Below are 223 nucleotides of genomic sequence, written 5' to 3'. Positions count from 1 at the left end.
GATGGCATTGGACCGTCTGAATATGGCGTTTAGCATCGTGGACGATATCCGCTTGTTGAATCTAACCGCCTTTACAGCATCGCTGTTGTTGAAGAATTTGCCTGAGGAATCTGAAGTTTCCGGCGTTCTGCATTGGAACCAGTCCGAGTTGGCGGTCGCCGTTGGGGCGTCCCGGGTGTCAGTGGGCAAAGCGCTGAAGAAGCTCGAGCAGGAAGGGTTGATC

General features: G+C 53.8%; 1 protein-coding gene. It reads left to right on the top strand.

The genetic code is table 11. From position 1 onward, the window contains the following. Positions 1-22: 22 nt before the first annotated feature. Positions 23-223, top strand: a 201-nt coding sequence (locus ABLQ08_RS32600) for a helix-turn-helix domain-containing protein (RefSeq protein ID WP_352950936.1), incomplete at its 3' end; no start/stop codon positions are given.

Source organism: Roseibium sp. SCP14, from assembly GCF_040329475.1.
Classification (GTDB): Bacteria; Pseudomonadota; Alphaproteobacteria; order Rhizobiales; family Stappiaceae; genus Roseibium.
Note: the sequence above shows the minus strand (reverse complement) of the source record. Positions and strands in the feature narration are given on the sequence as shown.